This is a genomic window from Prevotella sp., from assembly GCF_051059605.1.
Classification (GTDB): domain Bacteria; phylum Bacteroidota; class Bacteroidia; order Bacteroidales; family Bacteroidaceae; genus Prevotella.
Window position 1 is genome coordinate 308,376 of the sequence record NZ_CP050883.1, and the last position, 23,711, is coordinate 332,086.

Below are 23,711 nucleotides of genomic sequence, written 5' to 3' on the forward strand. Positions count from 1 at the left end.
TTGGAGTTCACATAAATCATTTGATTGTGGTTATGTACTTTCTCCAAGCTATTTTAAAATAAAATAGATTCAATGTTTTTAGGTACACGATAAGGAATAAAATGTTTAGAGAGTTTTGAGTATTGTGTTTTGATAGATTAGATTACCCCCATAGCGTGGATGGGTTTAAATGGTTTTTGTTGATTGAGTGAGAAAGGACCCGCCAGCATATCTGCTAGCGGGTCCTTTATTTATTGTCATTTATCAAATTGTATTTTCACATATTCGAATCCCATTGAGTGCAATATGTTGTCAAACTGTACTCTTGCGTTTTCCTTCGCTTTGTTAATGTTTTCTGTTGTCATGCACCGGCTTCTCATCGCTTTGTATGCTTTTGTGTATAAAGATTTGCGGTCTTTGTCGGTCCATGTTCCTGTTTCTGAGAAAGGCTTCGTTCTTGCCTCATCAATGAAATCATTGTCAAGCAACTTTATCTGTGGCAATGTTGCTTTTATGGTGTCGTTGTCTACTTTTATCCAGTCTTTATTTGTTTCGTGCAGATTGATTCCTAGTCTAAGTGTTCCGTAATATATTCTGACGAGTTCGCTGTCTCCAAAGAAACCGTGTTTCGTTGTGTCAGCCAACTCTTCATCGTTTATCTGCAGAAATTCCCATTCACCTATGTCTTCAATAGATTTTATCATTGTTGGCGTAAGGTCAATCTTCTTGTTCTCTTCTATGCTTATGCTATTATCCTTATTTAGCCAATACAGTCCAGCTATAACAATGATGATTGCTATAGCGATTATCGCAATTTGAAGTAATGGATTTACTGTAATATTGCGGATAATAGACATTATGCTGAGTTTTGATTTATTTTTATTTCTCATGTTCAATTGTCGTCTTATCTATAAGGTTGTTTATATTGTTGCTAAAATCCTTTCTGAAATTGATGGTTATGTTTTTTTCGTCATATCCCATTAGTTTAATCATTGGTATGATATTGTTAGCAGCGTTCATCTTCGCTCTTTCAAGAATATCAGTTTGAGGAATAGCTTTTATTATTTGGTCTCGTCCTTGTTTTTCATAATTTAGTAGTTCCTCGTCGCTGAAGTTTGAACGCATCAAACTGACATCTTTCTTAATATCTTCATGATTTATTTTGGAACTTGTCATGATGATTCGTGGGTCGGGTAGAGTTACTTCTATCTTGTTACCATACTTTGTTATGTTCTTTTTTGAAAAGTTAGAGAAGTCTATATATGCTTTTATGGTTGCGTCCATTGGAATAGCAATCTTTCTTTCGCTCATAGGAATATCAAAGCTCATGTCTGTTTTGAATAGAGAAGCCTTAATTGTTTTTTTATCCTGATGAGTTACAATCTTGTGGAATTTATATTCTGCAGTATATAGTCGTGAGCATTTTTGTATATGCATCACCATTTCTGGTATTGTATCTATCTGTTTAGCTGTTTCATCCGTCTTGTTTCTGTTGCAAGAAGCAAGCAATGTAATAGCCAACATAACGATTAATGTAGCTTTATGTTTCATATTCTTTATTTTTCAATAATACAAATATAGATATTTTTTCTGAAATAAGGAATGTATTTGTTGAAATTAATTAGTTACGCCATGTAGGTTATATCTCTGAATAGAATTAATTATTGGTTCTTAATCATTTGAATGTAACCAATTGAGTAAGATGAAGCAACTTGTTTATTACGTTCAAGCTACGTCAACTTGTGCCGTTTTGTTGATTGAATTTTTCAAAGAACTGTTAGCTGTATCTGAGGAACTGGGGGATGTGGAAATAGATACCGTAAACAGGAGCAGAATGTTCAAGCTTGTTTAAATGTTCTGCCGAATTCCACTGAATTCTTGGCAAAGATACTATAAAATTTTTGTCCATGCAATGGAATTTAGGTTAGGTAGTTAGCCAAAGTTTGTTGCTACACATTATAATACACGTGCGTACGTGCGCGCACTCTGAATTTTACGTAAAAAAAAGTGTCGAAGTGTCTATCCGTTGAGCATCAATTTGTTAGGCATCTTTTCGAGTCGAATGAAGTGACGGTTATTCGTCGGTAAAATATGGGTGATTTTTTTCCTCATATTGTATTGCCTTTTACGAAGAATCGCGATGCGTTTTACGATGTTTTACATTGCGTTTTACGAAGGAATGCATAGCGTTTTACGAAGCAATAGGAGGTAAAACATCGTAGAAAAGTTTGCGTTTCTATGTAGAAACGTAACTGTTTCTATATAGAAACGCATAAAAAACTTGAAATTTGACGGTCAAATCACCGTCACTTTATTTAGTCAAATTCGTCGATAAAATATTGATATTCATTTAGTTGACACTTTGACGCTTATATTTTTCAAAACCCTAGGTATGCGCGTGTATGCACGTACATTATATAAGCAGAAATAGATAACGTAGCTAGAACGTAGCTCATCGAAGCTAAATTGATCTAGCTACGTATCGTCAATCCCCCTGTTTATAGGCTTTGTGAGAGATACCGTAGCTTCGTAGCTAAATAATACAAAAAACGCTGGGAATACTTAAATGTTACTCGTTTATCTCTTATAAACAATGGTTTTGTCACTTTAGCGGCATTCAATAAACCTTTTCTTGTAGATATATCTTTAAGATTTATATAGTAGGATGGGAGAGAATATAAAAATAGGAGAATACATTTTGTATTCTCCTACTTGATTTATTGTTTAATAAGAATATCCTTATTTAATCCAACGAGGGTCACCTGTCTTTGAAGATTTCAAATCATCACTCTTCACAGTGAAATCATGATTTGCATAGTCTGCATAGCTAGGATTGTAACTAGTACCAGTATTGTCATAGACGGTTATACCTGTATTTGTTTTATCATCAGTCGCCAGAACAAAATTTGGTGAGTTATAGTAGTTATTACCACTGAAACTCGGAATAATTGTTGTTGCGAATTTACAAAATACGCCAGTTGAGTTACTTACGATATTGTTTGTAAAGGCTATCGTCGTTCCTGTATATCTTACATAGAATACACCTTTGTTTACTGAAGCTAAACCGTCAAGTGTGTTGTGGTCAACGCTGATGTATGGAGTTACTCCAGGGAAACTGCTAGCCTTGTTATCATATCTGAAGAAGTCACGACAAGAGATAGCGTAAACGGTGTTGTTTGTAAATGTCAAGTTGTGTATTACGCCTGCTCTACAATCAAGGAAGTCACTTGCTGTGCTAATGTTATGAATGATACTGTTGTTAATTTTTAAGTTTGTAATATCTGATGCAACATTCACATAGTAAATACCACCTGTATACCCTTTGACTTCGCAACCTTCAATAGTTAGATCACCAAATTTACCTGCTGTCTTATAGTCTGCAACATACTTGATCGTAGCATTGTTGGTTCCGTCAAGAACCAGCTGTGTCAAACCAAGTGCTGCACCGTCACTAAGTTGGAAACCACCTTGAATTATTGCCTTATCGTATGAACGTACAGACTTGATAGCGATGCTCTTGTTAAGAGGCATGTTACCGTCTATTGTGTTTATAGGGTAGGTACCTGGCATCAAAGCCAACACGTCACCATCTTTTGCATTGTCAATACAAGTTTTAAGGTCACTGCCTGCTTTTACAAGAGTTGCTCCACCTAAATCAATAGCAGTCTTAACACTTACGGTACCTCTTGTCTTTGTGTTATTATACAGTTTAATCGTGTAGCTGGTTTCTGGAGAAAGTCCACTTATTGTTGCTGTACCAGCAGCAATCTCATCTGCTGTTACAGTGTGTGAGATTACATTTGATGCGAAAGAACCATTTTCAGTAGCCACGATAGAAGTTGCAGTTTGTCCTGCTGGCCATTTCAAAGTTACAGTCGTTGCTGTGATATCGGTCTCTTCATTTACAGCACTAAGAATGTTTTCTGGATCAGTTTGTGCATAAGCCGTACTCCATTTAGAGTCTTTTGAAGAATCATCCTTTGTAATGGCTTTTATTCTGAAAGAGTATTTTGTCTCACCTTGCAGATTACTTACTGTGTAAGGTATGGCGCTGGCTAGAACGCCAGTAATTGTTTTCACAGGAGTTCCTGCAAAAGTAAGACTGTCATCTTGGAATACTTCTATGGTGTAGCTGTCTGCATTAGACTTCTGCCAAGTAAGTTTTACGTTCGTCTTGTTGACAACTTTTGCAGTCAGTTCTACTGGAGCATAGTTTCGGTCGAGAATCAAACTTGTTATCTCGTCCATTGGATCACTGCAAGAACTCACTGCAACGATGGTCGCAAGTCCAAGCAGATATTTTGATATATTATTAATAATCTTCATAATCTTAGGAATTTTATATATTAAAATCCGAGCCATGTATTGTTTAATTTACCATTACTGTTGTCAACGAATGTCTGCCATATAGGCCAGATTGCATGTGTACTTGGTTTATTGATATATAGACCATTAACGAGGTCGTCATCAATCTTTAAGATACCTGTTTTTGAGTCTGGTTCAAGCCATGAAGTCTTTTCGTATCCATTCAGGCTAACAAGGTTTGCACCTGCATCATCTGTATCTCCATGATTAAGACCATAGATAATAAGGGACTCGCCATCTGCAGCAGTCTTGGTATATACACTTCCTGGTAAGTCCGCGTAAGCACCAGTGCGAGTTCTTAATGCCTGCATCTTTGTTTTTGCTTCAGCAAGTTTGTCATCAATAAGGTTCCAACGTATAAGGTCTGCTTTTCTAAGTTGTTCACCAGCAAATTCAAGTCCGCGCTGTTCAACAATACCGTTGAAGAATGCGTCTTTGTTTGCAGTATATTTATTCTTTAGAGTAGCTACCTTCTCTGCCGGTAATACACGAGACAAAACTGGTTCCATATATCCCCATGCATCGCTAGGACCACTAAGTTGGTTGATTGCTTCAGCTGCCATCAGATAAATATCAGCCATTCGCATATACTGGAAGTTTAGACCGTCATCATTTGTAGATGTTACGATGCGGTTCATCCATTCGTAGCGAAGTTTGCCGAAGCACCATTTGTTTACTTTGCGCAGTTGCTGCTTTGCTTTAGATTCGTTACTCCAGTCGTAAGGTACACATGTGATATCACGACGAGCATCCTCATTGTCGTAATCATAATACAAATAAGGTAAAGGACCGTTTACACCACCTTGTGCCTGCTTTGTATACTGGTCTTTGGCATTATGCTTAACACCCCAAGTATATAATACACGTCCACGACCATCAGAGAAAGGAACTTCCCAGAGGCTTTCGTTACCCGCGTCAGTTTTGTCCTGGCAAAGGCTTGTAAAGTTAGTCTTGAAGTCACCTAACTTATTCTTTCCGCTATTGATGACGTCTTCGCATTCGTCACGTGCAATTTTATACATGTTGTCTACAGAAAGGGCAGGAGCGTTACTCCTTCTTACAGTTCCGTCTGCACGGTAACTATATCCACCTGCATAGAGTGCGATGCGCGCACGAAGTCCTTTTACAAAAGACTTGCTGACACGCTCAACGTTCTTTGTCTTATCATTGTCGTTAGGCCAAGGCATCATATCTTCGGCTTCCTTGAGGTCGGAAAGCAGTCTTACGTAGATAGAATCACGGTCTGTGCGTTCCTGATACATTGTATTTGTAGAAATAGGCTCAAAGCGTGCAGGAACATCTCCCCATCCCTTTATCAAGTCAAGATAAAGTACGGCACGAAGAGTCATTCCTTCACCGAGTAATTGTGCCATTTCTGGGCGATTTGCTGGGTCACCATATTGCTTTATCGCATCTATTACCATGTTGGCACGTTCAATACCTTCATAAAACTTTGCATACGCATTGTTTGATGTATTCATAAGAGTATTGTTTGGTGTGGCATTGTAAGCACATAGGTCATTCTTTCCACCGTCTGGAGTTTGTGCCAAAGTTGGAATGTTTATCATCTCAACATCGGTATTCATTCCGTAATATGGAATGAAACGACCACGATATGAATTGGTCTCTCCAAATGATTGATGAATACCCATTATGGCAGATTCTGCCATTTTCTCAGTATATCCAACAACACTAGGGTCAAGCGAAGATTGGTTTGGTGCATCCATGTCGCATGAACTTAGTCCAGCTAATGATAATGCAAGTATTGATAGTTTTATATAATTTTTCATTGTTAAATCCTCCTACGTATTAGAAATTCAAGTTCAAACCAATAACAAACTGACGACTCTTTGGATATCCAGAGTAGTCAACTCCAGGTGTCAGGTTTGTTCTGCGCATTGTTGAAACTTCAGGATCATAGCCTGAATAATTTGTGATGCAGAACACATTGTAAGCTGTAACATAGAAACGAAGGCTGTTTATGTCCATTTTGTTTGTAACGAGCTGTGGTATTGTGTAGCCAAGCGTCAATGTGTTAAGACGAAGGAAAGATCCGTCTTCTACAGACCAGTCAGAGAATACCATTCTGTCTGTGTATGGAGAAAACTCTGTTGTTGTAGCATTAAGTTCTTTCAATTTTGCAGGGTCGTTTGTAATCAGACCTGTTGCTGGATCAAGGTTTGTCCAACGGTTACCAGCTGCCATTGTGCTTAACATGTTACGGTATTGGTATTTACCAGTTGTAGAGAATTCAATCTTGTTGGCATTGTATATATCGTTGCCAACACTGAAATTAAAGTTTGCACTTAAGTCAAATCCATAAGCATGGGCGTTGATGCCGAAACCACCTGTGAAATCAGGGTTGGCATTGCCGATGATAGTTTTATCGCTTGTATCAATCTTACCGTCACCTGCATCAGGTTTACCATCACCGTCTGTATCTACTGTTAGTTGGTCTACCAACTTCATTGAACCTGGACGAATCTGACCTACAACATTTGTAGCATCGGCTACACCACTCTTGAGTACCCATTTCTTCTTTGTTGCGTCATAACCAGTGAAGTCATCAACTTCATATCTGCCTGCTGACTTATAACCATACATCTGACCTACAGAACCACCTACAGCAATCCAATAGTCGTTTCCTATTTCAGATGAAGCCCAGTAGCTTTCTGCTCCAAAGTCATTCATCATACCAAGACTTTTGATCTTAGACTTATTGAAACCAATGTTTCCATTTAAATCAATTCCCCAGTTCTTGGCATTTACTGCATGCCAAGTGAAAGATGCCTCAAGACCTTTATTCTCAGTCTTACCCATGTTTCTGTACTGATAGTCATAGCCAGTTCCTGATACAGGGAACGCGATAAGTAAGTCTTTTGTCGTGTTAAGGTATGCCTCAACAGAACCTGTTAACTTTCCACCCCAAAGTGTGAAGTCAAGACCAAGGTTACGTGTAATTGTAGTCTCCCATTTCAAGTCAGGATTTGACATATATGTAGAAGGTGCCCAGTAGTTGCTGATACCGTTAATCCAAGATGTAGTATTGTTTTCATACACCTGTGTCAACTGTCCTGACGGAATATTGTTGTTACCGGCAGTACCATAACTAAAACGAAGTTTCAAGTCATCAAGCCACTTCGATGTACCCTTCATAAAAGGTTCTGAAGATATACGCCAAGCAGCAGCTGCTGATGGGAAATATCCCCAACGGTTTTCTTTTGAGAACTTAGAAGAAGCATCTGCACGGAATGTCGCGCTTAAAAGATACTTATCCTTGAAGTTGTAGTTTGCACGTCCAAAGAAAGATAACAATTTATCGTCAGGATAATAATAGTCTTTAATCATATAAGGAGTGCCCTGTGTAGAGAGTCTCCATGCGTCTTCAGCCATGTAGTTTACAGGGAAGCCGTGAATGATGTTTGTGTTTACTCTTTCTTTTGTTATGATATACTCATGACCCAACATTAAGTTAAGGCTATGGTCTTTACTATTGAGAAGCTTCTTGAAATCATAACTTATAGTATTAGTATTGCGGAAACTATGACGGTCAGTCTGCTGAAGTTGTGTAGCAGGCATATTCTGATTTTCACTTGCAGGTACATTCTTTACATAATATGTTGTAGTACCCCAGAATCTCTTGTCATAGTTTGATGTAAGGTCATAACCAAACTCAGTCTTTGCAGTGAAGTTGTCGAATATCTCCCAACCAAAATCACCAGCTAAGTTTAGATTCTTTCGGTTCTGCAAACGGTCGTTGTCATAAACAGACTGTACAGGATTATATAGGTTACCAAGGTCGTCGTCACCAGAACCTGAATCTGAAGTTAGGTTATTTATAGGGAATGGTGTATAGATTACAGAATATTTCAAACGTTTATCAGAGTCGTATGAACTTGTAGCATCATTAGCACCACCACCACGAATGTTGGTCATAGAATATCTAGCTTGTAAATCAAATGTAGTATTCTTTGTTGGTTTGGTGTTTAACTTCAAAGAGAAGTTATCTCGCTTGTAGTTACTTCCAAGCATGATAGCCTTATCATTCATGTGAGCATAACTGAAAGCATACTTCAAGGCGTCTGTACCACCATTGATATTGACGTTGTGGTTGAAGGTGTGACCAGTACGACCGAATGTTATATCCTGCCAATCGTTGGTTGCGACATCATCATATAAATCAAGATCTTGATATGAACCAAAGAAATTTTCATAGTTAGATATTGATTCACCACTCTTCAACTGTGCAAGTTCATATTGCCATGTAGCATAATCTCTAGCGTTAAGAACATCTAGCTTTTTAGCGATTTTCTTAAAACTGTAATAAGCGTTATAGCTAACTTTGACTTTACCGCTTTTACCGCTCTTTGTTGTTACTAGGATAACGCCGTTGGCACCACGAGAACCATAGATGGCTGTTGAAGAGGCATCTTTTAATACAGTGATGTCTTCAATGTCATTTGCTGGAATGTCACTAATGCTTTCAACTGGGAAACCGTCTACAATGAATAGAGGTTCGTTACTCTGTGTGATAGAACCACCACCACGTACGCGAATCCTCATTTCTGCATCAGGCGAACCCTCAGTTGTTGTGATCTGTACACCAGCCATCTTTCCTGTTAACGCTTCTGCTGCGTTGGCTACAGGTACGGCTTGCAGAGCCTCGCTGTTTACTGTGGCAACAGATCCGGTCAAGTCTTTCTTCTTGACAGAACCGTAACCGATTACGACGACATCGTTAAGGCTTGTTGCCTCATCGTCAAGAGTTACTTTAATTGAGTTTTTCCCTGCAACATTTACGACTTGTGGTTTCATACCAACATACGAAACTTTAATTTTCTTAGTGTTGCCTTTTAGGTTTAGTGTAAAGTTACCGTCAATGTCGGTTACACCGCCATTACCTTGTACACCCTGTTCCATAACAGTTGCACCGATAATTGGTTCACCGGTATTGTCCTTAACTGTACCTTTGATAGTTTGCGCTGATAAACTTCCGACGAATAACGACAGAAGGCAGACTAGCACAATTCGAAAATTTTTCAAGTTACCAGACATACGTTTTTTATTTTATTAGATTAGTAAAAATTCACATTCACAAAAGTAATAAAAATATATTAATTATCAAACTAACAAATTGACAATTATATATGAAAAATTATCAAGTTGTTGATTATTAGGTTTTTAGCTAGATTATTTTTTAATAATTAATTATGGCTGAAACAAAAAAAAGAACTAACCTTTGTGGTTAGTTCTCGTATGTGTAAAATGTTTGTAATGGTAAAAACTCACTATTTTAACATTATTTTCTTTGTCGTTTTATTGCCGTTTGTATATGTTTTTACTATTAGGTTTATACCTTTTGATAGACGTGGAATACTTAAACCAGCAATATTATAATACTTTGTATTGTAAACTTCGTTAATGTCATCTCTTGTGTGGTTTATTCCTGTTGTCGTATTTGCTGACAGGGTGAGCTTCAAAACAGCCTGCGTATTCTTAGTGGTAAACGTCAAGGTTTTTGTAGCTGGGGCTGATAGTTTAATAGTGCAACTTTGTGAAGCATTGTTATCTCCGTTGGGGAATATATATTCTGTATCTCTATAATTTTTTCCGTTGAGTTCCGATAAGTAAGCGTCGGCATGGTTGCCGTAACCTTCAAGGTCAATTTGGGTTATCTCTAAACCGTCAGGTATTATTATGGTATATATCACTCCGTTACTGAATTTAATTTTACTGTTATTTCCTGTGGCATAGGTTTTATCACTATTGTTTGTTATAGAGAACCCATTTTGGAATTTCCATGTGGTTGTAGTAGCAGACTCGATATAAGTTTGCCCCCAAAGAATATTTTCTGATGAAGTAGGAACTTCGCTTCCTTTTTCTATATTACCTGTGACAGTGCCACCTTCATTCTGTTTTGTAGTGATATCGTCAATCAAGGAATTTAAGTATGTCTCAAGATTCGTATATCCCGACTTATTAACTATATTTCTGTCATTCGCATCTTTGGAATTTAGACCGTTTGCGTTTTCCCAGTCATCAGGCATACCGTCACCATCCGTATCTGTTGCTGCGCTTGTTGTTGAACTTAAAGTGGGCCATGCGTTCCAATCTGCTGCCGCATTTGCTGGTTTGTCATCATTTTGTGAGTTGATGAAACCTTGCGAACAGTTAGCTCCCGTATATGTGGCAACTCCGTCTCGGGTGTCAGAAACAATAAGGTCGTCAAAAGAATCACGATGATTGCTTGCGCCTGCATATGCGAGTACCTTATTATAAGCTTGTTCTGCCGTGTGTGTGGTTGTGTAAATAATATCAAGCGGGGATGCCAACTTTATCGTATCTTTTGTCACATTAGTGTATGTTCCGTCGTTGCCCAAAGCATCAATCTGGTTGTACATTCCGTAGGTCCAGTTGTCCTTTATGACATCAGAATACATGCTGTTTACATTTCCATTGACATAGTAATGTCCCCATTTGTGAAGCGCTGGTGCGTAGGCTGGATATGTGGTCACATATTCATTTGTTCTTATGCCAATGGCGGCAATTCTCATACCTTTGTCACCAGTCGGACTACCAGGTCCGGGCTTATAGTAGTTGTTGACAATATTTACATCCATTCCCTCACCGCCATAGCAACCGTTTCCTCCAAAATTGTATATAACGTTGTTACGCATATCCATATATTCGCTTAACTGAGTTGTCGGTCTAGGGCCAAGTCGTGGTGTACGACTACCGTGATGTGCAAGGAGATTATGATGAAATGAGGCATGGTCTCCTCCCCAGTTACCTCCGTATCCATGATTTCCTTTGGTATGTCCTGCAGCTACAAGACTCTGGGCGACAATACACCATTGTACAGTAGTATTTTTATTTCCCAATACTGATAGGCATTCATCTATACTCCAACTAACCGAACAGTGGTCTATCATCCATTCACTGTGATCAAATCCACCAAATCCGTCCCAACCATCAGCACCGTTTATTTTCACGTAATTATTTCCGAGTCGAAATCTCATATATCTCACAATGACGTTGTTGCCGATGATATTCATTGGATAATCGGAAACGCAAATGCCTCCCGGTGATGTTTGTCCAGCCAGTGTGGTATTTGAGTTTATCGATAGTGGAGACTGTAAGTTTATCGTTCCAGATACATCAAAGACGATTGTCTTCTTTCCTGTTTGTTCGACAGCCCATCTCAATGAACCTTCACCGAAATCATTTAAGTTGGTGACATGAAAAACATTTCCACCCCTTCCACCGGTGACATATCTTCCAAAGCCTTCTGCTCCAGGGAAAGCTGGTGTTTTTTCCTGGGCTATCATATTTTGTGCGCACAGGAAAGTAGCTGCAATACAGCAAAAGATTGATTTTACAATTTTCATATTCAATGATTTTTATTTATTTCAACATTATCTTATTACTCTTTGTTCTGCCATCACTGTAGGTCTGCATTATGATGTTCATTCCCTTTTGTGGTTGTGTGTTGCAAGTGCCGTTTGGTGAATAGTACTTTACTTTCGCTACGTTTGTAGTACTTATATCCTTTATTTCGGTTGAGGTGTCAACTTTTACAGCTTCTCCAAGTCCCCCCATTTCGTTGGCAGCTCTTATTGCATAACTAGCTTGGGTATCGGTGATATCATAAGTAGCAGTAGTAGTGAAGTCTGTAATTTTGTCATTTTTGACAATAGCCCATAGCAACACATAATTATTATCGTCCCATGTGATAGTATTTCCTGTTATTTTTACGTTGCTAGGTGTTGCTGCTTGTTCTGTAGCTGATGTCGGATCCCAGTCATCATCCTGTCCCATTATGTTTTCGATAGTATATTTTGCTGCTTCTTCCGCTTTTAATATAGGATTGTTGGTATGAGTATTTGCGAATATTATCTTTCTATTGCTAAGGTTTATAACAGTGCCAGTTGCCGTTTGTGAATTGAATTCTGCGAATCTGGCGGGATAACCTCCACTCATCTCATTCCAACCTATAGCTGAAGGGATGATTTCCATTCTTGTGTTTATCCAAAGTGCTATTGGGGTTCCTGCTCCCCAAGGTCTTCCGAGAGTGTAGTTCCCATCTATATCATCATTCTCTCCACTTATAGTACAGTTATTTAATATGTATCCATATTTTTTAGGTTGTGATGGGACTGCAATATATCCACCTTTGTCGCAGTTCTTGAAATTCACATTATTAAAATATACATCACCTTTGCCGCATATGTAATCTGTGCGTCCGCGAATAACTCCGTCTTCAAAATAAAATCTGCCGTTTTGGTTGTTGGAAACGTATGTGTCTTGGTAAGCGTATAATGTTATATTCTTGCATATAGTCTTGTTTCCGCCGTCGTTTAAGACAATATTTCTTCCTGTAGCGTCAGCCATGCCACTCTTTAATGTGATATCTTCAAAGTATGTGTTTATTGCACCTCCTTGTAATTTAACGACATCACCCTTGCCAATACCTTCTATTGGATTTGCTGGTCCGTATGTTCCGTTTACCAGATTGGTTGGAACGGTATTTGTAAGAATAGTGCTGGCCATGCTTTCACCTATTATTGATATATTTGGAGTATTTATATATATAGCAGGATCTGCGTATGCAACATTATCGCTTCCATTCACAGTGGTTGTCTCTGAAGCAGGGAATGTGTGTTCTCCCGCTTTGACGAATATTCTGAAGCGTTTACTAGTGTCACCTCTTTTGCCGGCAGCTGTTATTGCGTCTTTGATATTTCCGTTGTCGGGGACCATGAAGTCATACATGGTTTTTGCTATAATATCACGATTCTTAGTAGTGAAGTTTATTTTGATAACTTCACTTATTGTATTTCCTGATAGGTCGCTAACGCTGTTGGCTGGCAGGGTAAATGTATATGCTGTGGCATAAGCCAATCCTGAGTAGTCGAATGTGATAGTCTTTCCTGATACATAAGGAGTGATGGTCCTATTGCCCAGAGTTGCGCTTATATTATCGCTTGTTTTTACTTTTTCGTCAAAAGTGAGAACAATTCTTCCGTTTGCTGATGCATTTTTTGCACCTTCAACAGGTATTGAAGACATAAGTTTTGGAGCGTTTCCATCGTCTATAATCTTTGTTGTTCCAAGAATATATATACCACTAATAGCATTACCGTCATTAGTAGATTCTGTTCCGTCAATATCTGATGTCTTGTCTGCTATCCAACGTATGTAAAGTTCTGGCTGATTGTTGGCTGTTGTAGGTAGATTGAATATAGAATCATTCCAGTTTTTTGCACCATCCATACTGAATTCACCAAAGTTAGTCCAAGTGTTTCCGTCAATAGAATAGTCAACATTATATTTTTTGTAGGCATTGTAATTATACATCATGCTAGCTTTAACCTTGATATCAGTGAATGCTGTGGCATTAACCTTTACCTGCCAGTAGTATGTGCCTAAAGCTGCATCATTGTGCCAGTTCACCGCAGCGGCCTTACCTTCATATCCATTGGCAGAAACAATACTTTTATCGAGCCATGACACTGTGTTGGCATTAGCGTCTCTTAGTACAAGTTGGTCGGCGTCGTTGTCGGCTGATGCAAAGTCAGCCTTGCGCCCATTGTTACCATTCTTGTAGAAATCCCATGCTGCAATGAAATCTATGGCAGAATAATTTACTGATATTGTCTTGTCTTCGTTCATTGTCAACTTATTCTCTGCGGATGTCTGGTTGTCGTTCCAATTACTGAATTTGAAAATATCATTATCTGAAGCGGTAAGTATGACTTCTGTTTTTTCCTCGTACATATTTTTGTTATTAATAACTGTAGGTTTAGGATTTGGTTGTACCATATAATAAGCAGCACCTCCGTTTACACTATAATTTAAAGCATAAGTGTTGATTTTCTGATAGTTGGCTGTGAATATTTTGGCAGTATTTACTGTATAATCGAATTTGGGTTCTGTAGAAAGAACATTACCATCGCCGTCTGTCCAGTTTACAAATTTATATCCGAAGTTCTTGACAGCGGTCATTGTCATAGCAGTACCCTCGTCAAATTTGTCACCTTTAGGATAAATCTCTGCACTACCACCTTCTGTGGGATTGGCTTTTGCAGAAATAGAATATGAATTTACATCTTTCATAGTACCATTTATTATTCCACTGATAACAATATTTGCGATAGCGATGTCCTTAACGTTATTGGTGTTTGAAATATAAATTCTGAAAGTGAATACATCAGTTTCATTTGACGTGATATCTACGCTATGGTTGAGTGTCGCGGTTGCCGCATTTGCGCTATTGTTGCGTAGTATAGTAGCTTTGTCAACGTCAATAATAGTGTTTTCGGTCCCATCTGTAGTGTAACTATATGAGAATGTAGCACCATCTGTTCCAACTTTTACAGCGTCGAACGACACGTTTGTTGGTTTGAATTTAATGCCGGTCTTAGGTTTTACACGGTATTCAATCATTACACTCTCAACGTTACCAGCATTAGAAACAAGAGGTCTGTATTTTGTCATTGTCTTGTCGAAAAAAGTTGCGCTTGATACAGTCAGTCCACTACCAGTATTTACAGAAGTTGATGATATACCGTCAGCAATGCCTGCTTCGATGTTAGCAGAAGGTTCGTTTCCGATGTTCCAAGTTATTTTTCCGGAAACATTGTTGAACGTAGTTTCATTGTCTGCTCTTGTTGGTTGTGGCAAAAACACAAACATGCTTAAATATGACAAATAAAGTAGTTGTTTTTTCATGTAATATTTTGTTTAGTTATAGTGTTATATGGTTTGTTTTGTCTGCAAAGATAACATATCCTATACACAAGCAGGTTAAAATTTTATTGGAAAAGCATTAAATTTTATCATGTATGATAAAATGTGTACCTTTGTTCATAGTTGCATAGATTTTGTGGTAAAAAAAAAGGTAACAAGTAAGACTGAATTCTAAGAGAGGAATTCAGTCTTACTTTTATACGAAGATTAAACTTTTAGCGGACAGCTATATTTATAATTCCCGTTACATAAAAACAGGGCATATCCTCTCGGATAGCCCTGTCTTATTTTATTAATTATTCCAGTGTTATTCAATAGGCATTAAACCTTTTTCCATTTCAAGACTCGCCCAAACAAAAGGTCCTACACCTTTTGCGTCATTATCACGTATAGGTTCTGAAATGTAGTATTCAAAGCTACCGTCACGTTTGTAGTTAGGTGTTTGTACGTATTTGCCAGGACCAGGACCTAGGCCGCTTACAGAACAACATTTTGTTAGACTTATTGTCTTGTCGGCATTTACACGTACAAATTGTTTCAGTATTCCGTTGTATGCCGTTATACCTGCTTTTTGAAAATCTGCAGGAAGGTAGCCTTTGCGTACTCCTTTTAAAAGAACGTATGTGAACATAGATGATGCTGTGCTCTCAAGATAATTCTTGTCGCTATTCACATCCATGACGTCATACCATACACCGGTATTCTTATCTTGATATTTCACAACTGATTTCATCGCCTTGTTTAGCAGTTCGACAACTTCACCGCGTCGTGCATAGTTCTCTGGAAGAACATCAAGAACTTCTGTCATAGCCATAACATACCAACCAAGAGCACGAGCCCATGTATGTTGGCTTTGTCCGTTTTCTTTGTTTGCCCAGAATTGCGAATGAGTTTCATCCCATGCGTGTTTCCATAAACCAGTAGATTCGTCATAAGTACGCTTGTCGGTCTTTATGATCTGATCTACTGCGTCATCAAAGTATTTATTAGCTTTCTTTGCGCTCATGTTTTGTGCTGCATAAGCGGTGTAGTATGGTAATCCCATGAATATGCCGTCTAGCCAAACTTGATTTGCATAAATTGCTTTGTGCCACCAAACTCCCTCTTTTGTACGTGGTTGATTTTCTAATTGTTTGAACAAAGTCTTTAAAGCTTTATCTACATTCTTTTCAGGCTGTAGATTGTTCATTCTAAGTATGAATTTGGCCGTACGAACGTTATCAAGATTGAAATCTTTATATTCATATCCAGTGATATTACCTTCTGAGTCTATCATCTTTGCTGGATACTCTTTCAGATAATTCAATATTTCTGTGTTCTTGTATTGCTCATAAGTATCAAGCATACTTTCTTGCTCTATTCCCATAACGTAACTCCATTTGGGTTTAGTAGAGAAATCAAGAAGGTATGGATGAGCTGTTCTTTTCATTTCTGATGCAACCAGCCATTCGCTATAGTTCTTGAAAGGCTTATCAAGCAATACTAATGAACCATTGATAAAAGTGTTCTCAATATTTATATCATGACTTTTACCCGTACGCATGATATCTTGGTCTTGTACACCATTAAATGCGCAGTTCTTTACATTTATATTATATATATTGTCGGCATCGTCTAGTCCGTTGAGTAATATGCCATATTTGCTTTTTTGGCATGTTACATTTTCCATATACACATTCCTGACAGTAGGGTTAAAGCCGCGCTTTGCAGCTTCTTTTGGCTCATAATTCAGGTTGATACGCAATACGGCTTCACGGCATTGTCCAACTTCTACATTACGCATATATATATTTTCTGTCAATCCTCCACGACATGAATTTGTCTTTATGCGCAATACGCGTTCCAAGTTTGGTGAGTCCATTTTGCAGTTTTCAACAAACACGTTGTTGCATCCGCCTGAGATTTCAGATCCTATAACAACCCCTCCGTGTCCGTCTTCCATCACGCAGTTTCTAACAATGATGTTCTTGCTTGGAATATCCCATTTTCTTCCGTCAGCATTTCTTCCACTCTTTATAGCAATGCAGTCGTCACCAGTATGGAAATTGCAGCCATCTATGATTACGTCTTCACAGCTTTCTGGATCACAACCGTCGCCATTAGGGCCATTGTTCCAAACTTTAACACCCTTTACTGTGATGTTTTTTGATAGCAATGGATGCATAACCCAGAATGGAGAGTTGATCATAGTAACATTTTCGATAAGAATGTTTTCACATTTATATAGGTTGATTAGTTGCGGGCGCATTCCTAATCCCTTCATGTTGCGTTTCTCAATAGGAGTTCCGCTTTCTACAAACTCAAATAATTTAGGTCTGCCTACATTTTGATTTTCTGTGATTTTTTCATTTGCTTTGAACCAATCTTTTCCACACATCTTCCACCAAGTTTTCACACTTCCGTTGCCATCAATGGTACCTTCACCTGTAATAGCGATGTTCTTTTCTCCATAAGCATATATGCAAGGTTGATAGTTCATGCAGTCCATGCCTTCCCAGCGTGTTTTTACAATAGGGTAGAGGCTTGTATCAAAGGCAAAAATTATATGTGCATCTTTCTCAACCACAAGATTCACATTGCTTTTTAGCGTAATTGCACCTGTATTCCATACACCGGAAGGAATTATTACTTTTCCTCCGCCAGCTTTAGAACATGCAAGAATCGCCTTGTTAATAGCAATCTGATTCTTAGCAGCAGAAAGTTTAGATCCTGCTCCATACTTTGTGATTATAAAACTCTGGTTTGGAAACTCTGGTTGTTTCACTCTTTGTTCAATCTGTTTATATGTATTGTCATTCCATCCTTGCGCAGCAATAGCGATAGGACATAATAGCAATGCAAACAGAATCATTTTAAAACATCTCATGATATAAATTGTTTATTTTATTATTTTTTTGATTTAAATTTTTAAGTAGTGAAGACATTTTAAAAAACTGATAGCATGTCTTCACAGACATAATCTGTTATAATCGAAATGTCTTTTTTGCATTTTCACAATGCAAATATAAAACAAATATATTTATTTAATGCTGAATATTCGTTTAAAATATATTATTTTTTATCAAGTCGTTGATTTATAATGGATTAGGAAGTGGGTGAAAACTAAATAATACACCTAGTTTGATAGAAAATGGAAGTGAAAAATAACTCATTATATTCAATATTGTGTTAAATACTGAATTTATATGTTACAAAATTTGTTTTTTCAATTTATATAATTTATATTTGCCACAAGTTTTTAAGATTTAGTTTTTTACTAAATCGCCCTTGAGGTTGGATGCATCCTGCGCCAACCTCTTTTTTTTATCGTTAAAAATTTGCCCGTACCGAAAAAATATTTTATCTTTGTAGCAATTAATACTTTAAAAGCAATAAAAAACAATTCGCCTATTGAAGCAATTTTACTTGGAATTTAAAACATTTACAAGATGAAAAATCTAGCCGTTATGACTGATGAAGAGTTGGCATTGTCTTATGTCAATGGAGACAACAGGGCGTTTGACGAATTGTTATTGCGTAATCAGTCTAAAATATTCTCTTATATTCTGTTCGTGGTCCGTGATCGCGATATGGCGAATGACATTTTCCAGGAAACTTTTGTTAAAGTGGTTGTTAAGCTTCAACAAGGTAAGTACGTTCCAAGTGGAAAATTCTCAGCATGGGTGCTGCGTATAGCGCATAACGTGATAATGGATCTTTATCGCGGACAGAAGTCACAAAAAATTATTGACGCTGTTGATGACAACGATCTTTCAAATATTGCCAGCAATGATATGATTATTGGCAATGTCGAAAGTCAGTTTGTGAATACTCAGGTTTTGAGTGATGTTAGGAAAATGATGAATCTACTTCCTACAACTCAACGTGAGGTTGTCTACATGCGCTATTTTCAGCAGATGTCATTCAAAGAGATTGCTGATACCACCAACGTTAGTATAAACACAAGTTTGGGACGCATGCGTTATGCTATTATAAATTTGAGAAGAATGGCAAGGGAGCATGATGTAGTTCTTCAGCTTGTTTAAATATGCTTCAGTGACTTTATCGTTGATATCGGGTCTGAACTTTTGAATACGTAACTTCCGCTTACCAACACGTCAACTCCTGCTTTTACTAGTATTGGAGCCGTTTCTGCATTTACGCCTCCATCAACTTCGATAAGTGTATTTGTTCCTGCTTCGTCAATCATCTTGCGAAGTCTTTTGACCTTATTAATCGTATTCTTAATAAACGTCTGTCCACCGAAACCAGGATTTACGCTCATCAGTAATACCATGTCTACGTCGTCGATAATATCTTCAAGCATGCTTACTGGAGTTGCTGGATTTAAAGTTACAGCAGCCTTCATACCCGCATTGTGAATTTGTTGTATTGTACGATGTAGATGTGTGCAAGCCTCATAGTGCACATTCATCATCATTGCACCAAGTTTCGCTGTTCGCTCAATATATTTTTCAGGATGCATAATCATGAAATGTACGTCAAGCGGTTTCTTGCATATCTTGCTTACGGCTTCGATAATAGGGAAACCGAAAGATATGTTTGGAACGAACTCGCCGTCCATAACGTCCAAATGCAACCAGTCTGCCTCACTTTTGTTAATCATTTCTATATCTTCCTTTAAGTTTAGGAAGTTTGCCGACAACAATGAGGGCGATACCAATGTATTCATCTTCAAATGGTTTTAAATATTAGTTAAGACAGAACACCTCTTGTTTGCCATTTACCGTTATCACCCGATAGGTATAGGCGATCTGCCTTATAATATTCAAAGTCTTTTCTGATGGTTGGGCTTCTTTTTGAGTAAAATACTTCATAGGCACTCTGCTTTTATTATTAATATATTATTGAAACGCACCATATCTCGTATTATTGTGCTATTAATAATAAAATATCGCCTATAGTGTGACATATCTATATACATTATTACATATAATAGCTTTTACGTTTCGTTTATTAGTTTTCACGCTGAAATATCACTTCCGCAGATACTATGATATCAGTATATTTAAGGCTTTGTTCATACTGCAAAATAAGCTAATAAATATTTTTATTGTATTTTTTGTTTCGATTTGTTTGTAGAATAAAAAAATATCAGTATATTTGCAACCGAAACAATTAAATAAAAGCAAAATGAATAATATGATATCTACATCATGGTGGTGGCGTTACTCGAGATTAAACAAGTCGTGAGTTACGAAGCCGTGTGGATATATATATTAATGATATACAAAGAGGCCTGTCGTTCTTACGACAGGTCTTTTTTGTTTTAACAACATGTAATGACAATATAAAAAATATACGATTATGGCAATGAAGGACATTTTAAACCGCATGCTCAATCATGAAGAGTTGACGCGCGAAGAGACTAAAAACATCATTCTGGGTATCACGAAGAGTGAATTTCCTGAAGAACAGATAACAGCTCTTCTTACAGGATTGCAGATGAGAGGTGTTACTGTAGACGAATTGTTGGGCTTCCGTGATGGTATTCTTGAAACAGGAGTTCCTGCTATTCTTGATTGTTACCGCTATATTGATGTAGTTGGTACTGGTGGTGACCGCAAAAATTCATTCAACATTTCAACCACTTCATGCTTTGTTATTGCCGGAGCTGGATATAAGGTGGCTAAACATGGTAACTTTGCAGCAACTTCAGTGAGTGGTGCATCTAATGTTATTAAGAATCATGGTGTTGAGTTTACTGATGATTTGGATAAACTTAATCGATCTATGGATGAGGCCAACATTGTTTACCTTCATGCCCAACTCTTTGCAAAGGCAATGAAATTTGTCGGTCCTATCCGTAAAGCATTGCAATTCCCTACAGTGTTCAATCTTCTAGGTCCTTTGGTTAATCCTTCACAGCCAAAATGCCAACTTCTTGGTGTTGCCAATCTCGACCAGATGAGGTTATATAATCAGGTTTATCAGAAGATAGGTATTGACTATGCAATCGTTAATAGTATAGATGGTTATGACGAAATCTCGCTAACAGGAGATTTCAAGGTGTCTACAAATGATTATGAAAAGATATTCTCACCTTCTGATTTAGGCTTTAGAATTGCTAAGCCTGATGAACTTAAAGGTGGTGCCACTGAGTTGGAAGCTAAGGAAATATTTGATGCAGTGATTGAAAACAGAGCACTCGATGCACAGAAGAATATTGTACTTGCAAATGCTGCATTTGGTATTCAGGTAATGGAAAAGGGCAAAAAGAGCATTGAGGAATGTATTGATATTGCCCGTGAAAGTATAGACAGTGGTGCAGCTCTTTCTACATTTAAGAAGTTTGTTGCACTTAATTCTTAACGAAATAGTATATATATAGTAATATGGATATCCTTGAAGAAATAGTAGCTCATAAGCGCATAGAGATAGATCAGCGTAAGCAGTTTATCGCTCCACGTCAATTATATGGAATGGTAGCCGCGAAGTTACAAGATGCGCCAGCTACAACAGTAAAGTTTGCTACATCATTAATGGAATCAGAAACTGGTATAATTGCCGAGTTCAAGCGCATGTCTCCAAGTAAGGGATGGATAAACAAGGACGCAAAGTCTTCAATTGTTCCTTTGTCTTATCAGAAGAATGGCGCGACAGCACTTAGCATATTAACCGATACCGACTATTTCGGAGGCTATGACGAATTCGTTCAGGATGCAAGAGCTACTGGTGTAACAATACCTATATTATATAAGAACTTTGTTATCGACGAATATCAACTTTTTCAGGCGAGTTTCTGTGGAGCTTCAGCAGTATTATTAATTGCTGCATGCCTTAGTAAAGCAGAATGTAAATCCCTTATGTCGTTAGCACATGAACTTGGACTTGAAGTGCTTTTGGAAATGCACGATCGTCATGATCTGGAATATGCAGAATTGCAACCAGATATGTATGGCATAAACAATCGTAATCTCGGTAGCTTTGTTACAGATGTCAACAACAGTTTTAGAATGGCAGAACAGTTGCCAGCTGATGTATGCAAAGTGAGCGAAAGCGGAATTGACAATCCTAAGACATTGAAGTCATTAAGAGAAGCAAGATATAATGGTTTCTTGATGGGTGAGTGCTTTATGAAAACGTCTGATCCAGGAGAAGCTTTGAATAAATTTATTTCTAATCTATAAAGACTAGTATATGATAATAAAGGTTTGTGGAATGCGCAATGCTGACAATATACGTCAGGTGTCAGAACTAGACATAGACTTGATGGGCTTTATATTTTGGCAGAAATCAAGTAGATATGTGCGCATGATATCAAGTAAGGCTGGTGTACTCCCAGATTATAGTACGGAGCGTTTTCGCCAACTTTCAGAAGGAAAACCAGTCGTAGCTACTGAGAATAAGCCAAAGCGTGTAGGTGTTTTTGTTGATGATATGCCTCAGAACATTGTTACTCGCATCTATAATTATAATCTTGATTATGTGCAGTTGCATGGTAATGAGAGTGTAGTTATGATAGATAATCTAGTAAAAACTATTGATCCTGATATTCACAAGAATATAAAAATAATAAAGGCATTGAGTATATCTTCTCCCGAAGATATAGACCGATATAAGGAATATGAGGGACATGTTGATTTATTTCTCTTCGATACAAAATGTGATACAGTAGGTGGTGGTGGTAAGCATTTTGATTGGTCAATGCTTGAGCGTTATGATGGAGGAACTCCGTTCTTGCTTAGTGGCGGAATAGGTCCTGAAGACGTGGAACAGATAAAGAACTTCCATCATCCAAAGTGTGTAGGTATAGATATTAATAGCAGATTTGAGACAGAACCGGCAATGAAAGATGTAGATCTTTTGCGTACATTCATCTCACAGTTAAAAGGCGTATGAATAAAATTAATAAACTTTTCAGTGAAGTAAAAGACCGCAAGTTGCTCTCTCTTTACTTTTGTGCAGGTTGCCCAACTCTTGATGGTACCGCTGATGTGATAATGACTTTGCAGAAGCGAAGTATTGACATGATTGAAGTTGGTATTCCTTTTAGCGACCCTCTTGCTGACGGTCCGGTAATTCAGTCGGCTGCAACAAAAGCACTAAAAAATGGAATGACTCTTAGTAAGTTATTTGCTCAACTAGGAGAAATCAAGAATCAGGTGACTATCCCATTAGTTATGATGGGTTATCTCAATGTCATCATGTACTATGGCATAGAAAAATTCTTTCAGAGTTGTGCTGAGAATGGTGTAAGTGGTTGCATTATCCCTGATCTTCCATTCAAGGACTATCTTGAAGTTGTGAAGCCTATCGCTGATAAATATGACATACGTGTAATCATGATGATTACTCCCGAAACAAGTGAGGAGCGCATTCGCCTAATAGATGATAATACCGATGGATTCATTTATATGGTAAGTTCTGCTAGTATCACTGGTGCTCAGAGCAATTTCAATGATGATAAAGTGGCTTATTTCGAGCACATAAATGCGATGAATCTAAAGACTCCACGCATGATAGGATTTGGAATAAGTAATAAGCAAACTTTGGAGAGTGCACAGAATAATGCTTCGGGTGCAATCATTGGTAGTAAGTTTGTTACTTTACTTGATGAGACTGGCAACCCAGATGTTGCAATGGATAAATTGTATGATGCTTTAAAGAAATAAGAT

Annotated in this window: 15 protein-coding genes; 5 read left to right on the top strand and 10 right to left on the bottom strand. The window is 37.7% G+C overall.

Annotated elements, in window-relative coordinates; genetic code table 11:
- Positions 1–236: 236 nt before the first annotated feature.
- The 8 genes from HEQ28_RS01195 to HEQ28_RS01230 all read right to left on the bottom strand — a co-directional run bounded on the left by HEQ28_RS01195 (position 237) and on the right by HEQ28_RS01230 (position 17,959).
- On the bottom strand, positions 237–869 hold the full coding sequence (locus HEQ28_RS01195) for a DUF4230 domain-containing protein (RefSeq protein WP_434503373.1): 633 nt from the start codon (positions 867–869) through the stop codon (positions 237–239).
- Positions 859–1,530: a DUF4230 domain-containing protein gene (locus HEQ28_RS01200; protein ID WP_434503374.1), complete on the bottom strand. Its 672-nt coding sequence runs from the start codon at positions 1,528–1,530 to the stop codon at positions 859–861. The genes HEQ28_RS01195 and HEQ28_RS01200 overlap by 11 nt, the downstream gene beginning before the upstream one ends.
- 1,188 nt (positions 1,531–2,718) lie before the next feature.
- Positions 2,719–4,305: a DUF4957 domain-containing protein gene (locus HEQ28_RS01205; RefSeq protein WP_434503375.1), complete on the bottom strand. Its 1,587-nt coding sequence runs from the start codon at positions 4,303–4,305 to the stop codon at positions 2,719–2,721.
- Between the two features lie 20 nt (positions 4,306–4,325).
- A complete protein-coding gene (locus HEQ28_RS01210; protein ID WP_434503376.1) occupies positions 4,326–6,134 on the bottom strand; it encodes a RagB/SusD family nutrient uptake outer membrane protein in 1,809 nt (602 codons plus the stop codon).
- A gap of 19 nt (positions 6,135–6,153) precedes the next feature.
- Positions 6,154–9,399 carry a SusC/RagA family TonB-linked outer membrane protein gene (locus HEQ28_RS01215; protein WP_434503377.1) on the bottom strand — a complete coding sequence of 1,082 codons (3,246 nt, stop codon included), beginning with the start codon at positions 9,397–9,399 and terminating at the stop codon, positions 6,154–6,156.
- A gap of 233 nt (positions 9,400–9,632) precedes the next feature.
- Entirely contained in the window at positions 9,633–11,732 is a 2,100-nt protein-coding gene (locus HEQ28_RS01220; RefSeq protein ID WP_434503378.1) for a pectate lyase family protein, read from the bottom strand.
- A 16-nt stretch (positions 11,733–11,748) separates the two neighbouring features.
- Complete coding sequence (locus HEQ28_RS01225) at positions 11,749–15,075, bottom strand: InlB B-repeat-containing protein (RefSeq protein ID WP_434503379.1); 3,327 nt, start codon at positions 15,073–15,075, stop codon at positions 11,749–11,751.
- Between the two features lie 325 nt (positions 15,076–15,400).
- Complete coding sequence (locus HEQ28_RS01230; protein WP_434503380.1) at positions 15,401–17,959, bottom strand: glycoside hydrolase family 88 protein; 2,559 nt, start codon at positions 17,957–17,959, stop codon at positions 15,401–15,403.
- Positions 17,960–18,521: 562 nt separating this feature from the next.
- Here HEQ28_RS01230 and HEQ28_RS01235 point away from each other — a divergent pair.
- Positions 18,522–19,118, top strand: a complete 597-nt coding sequence (locus HEQ28_RS01235; protein ID WP_207153635.1) for an RNA polymerase sigma factor — start codon at positions 18,522–18,524, stop codon at positions 19,116–19,118.
- On the opposite strand, the gene rpe is transcribed toward HEQ28_RS01235, so the two are convergent.
- Both rpe and HEQ28_RS01245 read right to left on the bottom strand, forming a co-directional pair.
- The gene (rpe, locus tag HEQ28_RS01240) at positions 19,115–19,765 is read right to left on the bottom strand and encodes a ribulose-phosphate 3-epimerase (protein ID WP_434503381.1); all 651 of its coding nucleotides are present in this window, start codon (positions 19,763–19,765) and stop codon (positions 19,115–19,117) included. The two genes, HEQ28_RS01235 and rpe, sit on opposite strands and share 4 nt — an antisense overlap.
- 19 nt (positions 19,766–19,784) lie before the next feature.
- Entirely contained in the window at positions 19,785–19,910 is a 126-nt protein-coding gene (locus tag HEQ28_RS01245) for a hypothetical protein (protein WP_262502963.1), read from the bottom strand.
- Positions 19,911–20,400: 490 nt separating this feature from the next.
- On the opposite strand from HEQ28_RS01245, the gene trpD reads away from it, so the two are divergent.
- The 4 genes from trpD to trpA are packed head-to-tail and all read left to right on the top strand — an operon-like array spanning position 20,401 to position 23,708.
- The gene (trpD, locus tag HEQ28_RS01250; protein ID WP_434503382.1) at positions 20,401–21,405 is read left to right on the top strand and encodes an anthranilate phosphoribosyltransferase; all 1,005 of its coding nucleotides are present in this window, start codon (positions 20,401–20,403) and stop codon (positions 21,403–21,405) included.
- Between the two features lie 23 nt (positions 21,406–21,428).
- On the top strand, positions 21,429–22,223 hold the full coding sequence (trpC, locus tag HEQ28_RS01255; RefSeq protein WP_434503383.1) for an indole-3-glycerol phosphate synthase TrpC: 795 nt from the start codon (positions 21,429–21,431) through the stop codon (positions 22,221–22,223).
- 10 nt (positions 22,224–22,233) lie between these two features.
- A complete protein-coding gene (locus HEQ28_RS01260; protein ID WP_434503384.1) occupies positions 22,234–22,935 on the top strand; it encodes a phosphoribosylanthranilate isomerase in 702 nt (233 codons plus the stop codon).
- Positions 22,932–23,708 carry a tryptophan synthase subunit alpha gene (gene trpA / locus HEQ28_RS01265; protein WP_434503385.1) on the top strand — a complete coding sequence of 259 codons (777 nt, stop codon included), beginning with the start codon at positions 22,932–22,934 and terminating at the stop codon, positions 23,706–23,708. The genes HEQ28_RS01260 and trpA overlap by 4 nt, the downstream gene beginning before the upstream one ends.
- The last annotated feature ends 3 nt before the right edge of the window (positions 23,709–23,711 follow it).

Bases quoted from the DNA above. Each gene is read 5' to 3' on its own strand.
- HEQ28_RS01260 (WP_434503384.1), top strand. From the start codon at position 22,234: ATGATAATAAAGGTTTGTGGAATGCGCAATGCTGACAATATACGTCAG.
- trpD (WP_434503382.1), top strand. From the start codon at position 20,401: ATGGCAATGAAGGACATTTTAAACCGCATGCTCAATCATGAAGAGTTG.
- trpC (WP_434503383.1), top strand. From the start codon at position 21,429: ATGGATATCCTTGAAGAAATAGTAGCTCATAAGCGCATAGAGATAGAT.
- HEQ28_RS01195 (WP_434503373.1), bottom strand. From the start codon at position 869: ATGAGAAATAAAAATAAATCAAAACTCAGCATAATGTCTATTATCCGC.
- HEQ28_RS01230 (WP_434503380.1), bottom strand. From the start codon at position 17,959: ATGAGATGTTTTAAAATGATTCTGTTTGCATTGCTATTATGTCCTATC.
- HEQ28_RS01200 (WP_434503374.1), bottom strand. From the start codon at position 1,530: ATGAAACATAAAGCTACATTAATCGTTATGTTGGCTATTACATTGCTT.
- HEQ28_RS01220 (WP_434503378.1), bottom strand. From the start codon at position 11,732: ATGAAAATTGTAAAATCAATCTTTTGCTGTATTGCAGCTACTTTCCTG.
- HEQ28_RS01205 (WP_434503375.1), bottom strand. From the start codon at position 4,305: ATGAAGATTATTAATAATATATCAAAATATCTGCTTGGACTTGCGACC.
- HEQ28_RS01215 (WP_434503377.1), bottom strand. From the start codon at position 9,399: ATGTCTGGTAACTTGAAAAATTTTCGAATTGTGCTAGTCTGCCTTCTG.
- trpA (WP_434503385.1), top strand. From the start codon at position 22,932: ATGAATAAAATTAATAAACTTTTCAGTGAAGTAAAAGACCGCAAGTTG.
- HEQ28_RS01235 (WP_207153635.1), top strand. From the start codon at position 18,522: ATGAAAAATCTAGCCGTTATGACTGATGAAGAGTTGGCATTGTCTTAT.
- HEQ28_RS01210 (WP_434503376.1), bottom strand. From the start codon at position 6,134: ATGAAAAATTATATAAAACTATCAATACTTGCATTATCATTAGCTGGA.
- rpe (WP_434503381.1), bottom strand. From the start codon at position 19,765: ATGAATACATTGGTATCGCCCTCATTGTTGTCGGCAAACTTCCTAAAC.
- HEQ28_RS01225 (WP_434503379.1), bottom strand. From the start codon at position 15,075: ATGAAAAAACAACTACTTTATTTGTCATATTTAAGCATGTTTGTGTTT.
- HEQ28_RS01245 (WP_262502963.1), bottom strand. From the start codon at position 19,910: ATGAAGTATTTTACTCAAAAAGAAGCCCAACCATCAGAAAAGACTTTG.